Below are 5,305 nucleotides of genomic sequence, written 5' to 3'. Positions count from 1 at the left end.
AAACCCCCGAAGGAGAGACTCCAACGGGGGTTCGCTTTAATGATTTAGCCTGGCAGTGACCTACTTTCACTGGAAATACAACCAACTATCATCGGCCCTGAAGCGTTTCACTGTCCTGTTCGGAATGGGAAGGAGTGGGACCACTTCGGTATGGCCGCCAGGCAAAGGCTTTGACTCGTTGATCCTGTCCGATCAACTCGTCGAATTCTTTGGCTAAGAAGCAAAGCTTCGGGCTCGCAATCACTTTTCTTTTTCGAGCTCCAATCCTTTCTCTTCATCTACTCGAGTTCGTCCTTGCAAACTTCAAGCAGCACGGTTATAGGATCAAGCCTCACGAGCAATTAGTATCGGTTAGCTAAACGTCTCACAACGCTTACACACCCGACCTATCAACGTCCTGGTCTCGAACGACTCTTCAGGGAGGTCTAGCCTCCGGGAAGACTTATCTTCAGGCAAGTTTCCCGCTTAGATGCTTTCAGCGGTTATCTCTTCCGCACATAGCTACCCGGCGATGCCACTGGCGTGACAACCGGTACACCAGAGGTGCGTCCACTCCGGTCCTCTCGTACTAGGAGCAGCCCCCGTCAATCTTCCAGCGCCCACGGCAGATAGGGACCAAACTGTCTCACGACGTTTTAAACCCAGCTCACGTACCTCTTTAAATGGCGAACAGCCATACCCTTGGGACCGGCTACAGCCCCAGGATGAGATGAGCCGACATCGAGGTGCCAAACACCGCCGTCGATATGAACTCTTGGGCGGTATCAGCCTGTTATCCCCAGAGTACCTTTTATCCGTTGAGCGATGGCCCTTCCATACAGAGCCACCGGATCACTAAGACCTGCTTTCGCATCTGCTCGACTTGTCGGTCTCGCAGTCAAGCACGCTTTTGCCTTTGCACTATCAGCACGATTTCCGACCGTACCTAGCGTACCTTTGTACTCCTCCGTTACCCTTTAGGAGGAGACCGCCCCAGTCAAACTGCCTGCCATGCACGGTCCCGGACCCGGCTTACGGGTCGCGGTTAGAACCTCAAACAAATCAGGGCGGTATTTCAACGTCGGCTCCGGCACAACTGGCGTTGCGCTTTCTCTGCCTCCCGCCTATCCTACACAAATCGGTTCAAAGTCCAATGCAAAGCTACAGTAAAGGTTCATGGGGTCTTTCCGTCTAGCCGCGGGGAGATTGCATCATCACAAACATTTCAACTTCACTGAGTCTCGGGAGGAGACAGTGTGGCCATCATTATGCCATTCGTGCAGGTCGGAACTTACCCGACAAGGAATTTCGCTACCTTAGGACCGTTATAGTTACGGCCGCCGTTTACTGGGACTTCGATCAGGAGCTCTCACCCCATCACTTAATCTTCCAGCACCGGGCAGGCATCACACCCTATACGTCGACTTTCGTCTTTGCAGAGTGCTGTGTTTTTAATAAACAGTTGCAGCCACCGATTCTCTGAGGCCTCTTCACGCTCCGAGTGTTTCTCTCTTCACGCTACAAAGGCACACCTTATCCCGAAGTTACGGTGTCAATTTGCCGAGTTCCTTCTCCCGAGTTCTCTCAAGCGCCTGAGTATATTCAACTCGCCCACCAGTGTCGGTTTACGGTACGGTCATGTACAAGCTGAAGCTTAGAGGCTTTTCCTGGAAGCACTTCCGATCACTTCGGTTCCGTAGAACCTCGATGCTTTGTCTCGAAGATCCGCCGACGGATTTGCCTGTCGGCCTTCTACACTCACAAACCGGGACATCCAACACCCGGATGATCTTTCGCACTCCGTCCCCCCATCGCACTTGCACATGGTGCAGAAATATTAATCTGCTTCCCATCGACTACGCTTCTCAGCCTGGCCTTAGGGGCCGACTCACCCTGCTCCGATGAACGTAGAGCAGGAAACCTTGGGCTTACGGCGAGCGGGCTTTTCACCCGCTTTAACGTTACTCATGTCAGCATTCGCACTTCTGATACCTCCAGCAGCCCTCTCGAACTACCTTCGCAGGCTTACAGAACGCTCCCCTACCACTTGCATTTTCATGCAAATCCGCGCTTTCGGTTATTGACTTAGCCCCGTTACATCTTCCGCGCATGAGGACTCGATCAGTGAGCTATTACGCTTTCTTTGAAGGATGGCTGCTTCTAAGCCAACTTCCTGACTGTCTTAGCCTTCACACTTCGTTTTCCACTTAGTCAATATTTGGGACCTTAAACGGCGGTCTGGGTTGTTTCCCTCTTGAGTCCGGACGTTAGCACCCGGTGCTCTGTCTCCCGTGCTCTTACTTCCAAGTATTCGGAGTTTGCCATGGTTTGGTAAGACGCCATGTCCCCCTAGCCATAACAGTGCTCTACCCCCTGGAGCAATACACGAGGCACTACCTCAATAGTTTTCGGGGAGAACCAGCTATCTCCAGATTTGTTAAGCCTTTCACCCCTATCCACAGCTCATCCGCTAATTTTGCAACACTAGTCGGTTCGGTCCTCCAGTGTGTGTTACCACACCTTCAACCTGGCCATGGATAGCTCATCTGGTTTCGGGTCTACGCCTTGAGACTCTTCGCTCTATTCGAACTCGCTTTCGCTACGCCTCCCCTACTCGGTTAAGCTCGCCACAAAACGTAAGTCGCTGACCCATTATGCAAAAGGTACGCAGTCACCCCACTGCAGGGGCTCCTACTGTTTGTATGTATGCGGTTTCAGGTTCTATTTCACTCCCCTCCCGGGGTTCTTTTCGCCTTTCCTTCACAGTACTGGTTCACTATCGGTCGATCACGAGTATTTAGCCTTGGAGGATGGTCCCCCCATCTTCAGACAGGATGTCACGTGTCCCGCCCTACTTATCGGTTCCTTAGTACCACACGTCCGATTTCGCATACGGGGCTATCACCCTCTGTAGCGGGCCTTTCCAGACCCTTCTGCTGTCGTTCGTGCTATCAGAACACTGGGCTGCTGCAATTTCGCTCGCCGCTACTTTCGCAATCTCGGTTGATTTCTTTTCCTGGAGCTACTTAGATGTTTCAGTTCGCTCCGTTCGCCTCACGCACCTATGTATTCAGTGCGTGATACCGACCTACGTCGGTGGGTTCCCCCATTCGGAAATCTGCGGATCAAAGCCCGTTTGCCGGCTCCCCGCAGCTTATCGCAAGCTACTACGTCCTTCATCGCCTGTGATCGCCAAGGCATCCACCACATACACTTAGTCACTTGATCCTATAACCCTGCAGCCTTTTGCCTGCAAGATTCTCCAGTGACAGTAACGCGCTGTTTCTCTTGAGTTTGTTTTCTCGTTCAATGAAGATCGATTTGAAACTCTTTTGAATGCAATCACAACCCGTTCCAATCAACGTTACGCTCGCCCGTGTCTCATCAACACCGGCAAACCGTTGACTGAACGCTTTACTTCTTTTCCAAATTTTTAAAGAACAAAAAACACACAGCGAAAAATGCTGCGCGCTCGCAGAAACTCTTTATTTTAAAAGAATTTTTGTAAACGCGCAAGTGCTTGGTGGAGACTAACGGGATCGAACCGTTGACCCCCTGCTTGCAAAGCAGGTGCTCTCCCAGCTGAGCTAAGCCCCCGTTTTTTCTGTGGTGGGTCTTGATGGACTCGAACCATCGACCCCCGCCTTATCAAGACGATGCTCTAACCAACTGAGCTAAAGACCCGGCCGCACTCTTTAATTGCTGCTAACAACAAACCGATAAGCGTAAGCGCGATTCGAAAAGTTCCTGCAAAACTCTTCGTCTCTTTTTCTCTTAAAGGAGGTGATCCAGCCGCACCTTCCGGTACGGCTACCTTGTTACGACTTCACCCCAGTCATGAAACCCACCGTGGCCGCCGCCCTCCTTGCGGTTAGGCAAACGTCTTCTGGTGAACCCCACTCCCATGGTGTGACGGGCGGTGTGTACAAGACCCGGGAACGTATTCACCGCGGCATGCTGATCCGCGATTACTAGCGATTCCGACTTCATGCAGTCGAGTTGCAGACTGCAATCCGGACTACGATCGGTTTTCTGGGATTTGCTCCACCTCGCGGTTTCGCTGCCCTCTGTTCCGACCATTGTATGACGTGTGAGGCCCTAGCCATAAGGGCCATGAGGACTTGACATCATCCCCACCTTCCTCCGGTTTGTCACCGGCAGTCTCACTAGAGTGCTCTGTTACGTAGCAACTAGTGACAAGGGTTGCGCTCGTTGCGGGACTTAACCCAACATCTCACGACACGAGCTGACGACAGCCATGCAGCACCTGTGCTCAGGTTCCCTTGCGGGCACCGCCCCATCTCCGGAGCGTTCCTGACATGTCAAGGCTAGGTAAGGTTTTTCGCGTTGCATCGAATTAATCCACATCATCCACCGCTTGTGCGGGTCCCCGTCAATTCCTTTGAGTTTTAATCTTGCGACCGTACTCCCCAGGCGGTCTACTTCACGCGTTAGCTTCGTTACTGAAGGTTTTACCCTCCAACAACCAGTAGACATCGTTTAGGGCGTGGACTACCAGGGTATCTAATCCTGTTTGCTCCCCACGCTTTCGTGCATGAGCGTCAGTTTTGCCCCAGGGGGCTGCCTTCGCCATCGGTGTTCTTCCAAATATCTACGCATTTCACTGCTACACTTGGAATTCCACCCCCCTCTGACATACTCCAGTCGGACAGTCACAAATGCAGTTCCCAGGTTAAGCCCGGGGATTTCACATCTGTCTTACCCAACCGCCTGCGCACGCTTTACGCCCAGTAATTCCGATTAACGCTCGCACCCTACGTATTACCGCGGCTGCTGGCACGTAGTTAGCCGGTGCTTATTCTTCAGGTACCGTCATCAGTGCTAGCTCTTAACCCGCACCTTTTCGTCCCTGACAAAAGCGGTTTACAACCCGAAGGCCTTCTTCCCGCACGCGGCATGGCTGGATCAGGGTTGCCCCCATTGTCCAAAATTCCCCACTGCTGCCTCCCGTAGGAGTCTGGACCGTGTCTCAGTTCCAGTGTGGCTGGTCGTCCTCTCAGACCAGCTACTGATCGTCGCCTTGGTGGGCCTTTACCCCGCCAACCAGCTAATCAGTCATCGGCCGCTCCGTTCGCGCCAGGCCTTGCGGTCCCCGGCTTTCACCCTCAGGTCTTATGCGGTATTAGCCACCCTTTCGGGTGGTTGTCCCCCACAAACGGACACGTTCCGATGTATTACTCACCCGTTCGCCACTCGCCATCAGAGAGCAAGCTCTCTATGCTGCCGTTCGACTTGCATGTGTAAAGCATGCCGCCAGCGTTCAATCTGAGCCAGGATCAAACTCTTCAGTTCAATCTCTGTTTTT

The 5,305-nt window shown here is 52.7% G+C and carries 2 tRNA genes and 3 rRNA genes; all 5 read right to left on the bottom strand.

What is annotated here, in order from left to right:
- Positions 1-47 precede the first annotated feature (47 nt).
- Positions 48-162, bottom strand: a 5S ribosomal RNA gene (gene rrf, locus DW133_RS09895).
- 158 nt (positions 163-320) lie between these two features.
- Positions 321-3,207 (bottom strand): 23S ribosomal RNA (locus tag DW133_RS09890).
- Between the two features lie 293 nt (positions 3,208-3,500).
- Positions 3,501-3,576 (bottom strand) — tRNA-Ala (locus DW133_RS09885).
- 10 nt (positions 3,577-3,586) lie between these two features.
- Positions 3,587-3,663, bottom strand: a tRNA-Ile gene (locus DW133_RS09880).
- Positions 3,664-3,755: 92 nt separating this feature from the next.
- A 16S ribosomal RNA gene (locus DW133_RS09875) occupies positions 3,756-5,292 on the bottom strand.
- The 16S, 23S and 5S rRNA genes sit together here with 2 tRNA genes alongside, the layout of an rRNA operon.
- Between the last annotated feature and the right edge of the window lie 13 nt (positions 5,293-5,305).

This window comes from Sutterella sp. AM11-39, assembly GCF_003472385.1.
Lineage (GTDB): Bacteria > Pseudomonadota > Gammaproteobacteria > Burkholderiales > Burkholderiaceae_F > Duodenibacillus > Duodenibacillus intestinigallinarum.
This window is presented reverse-complemented; position numbering and strand designations above follow the sequence as displayed.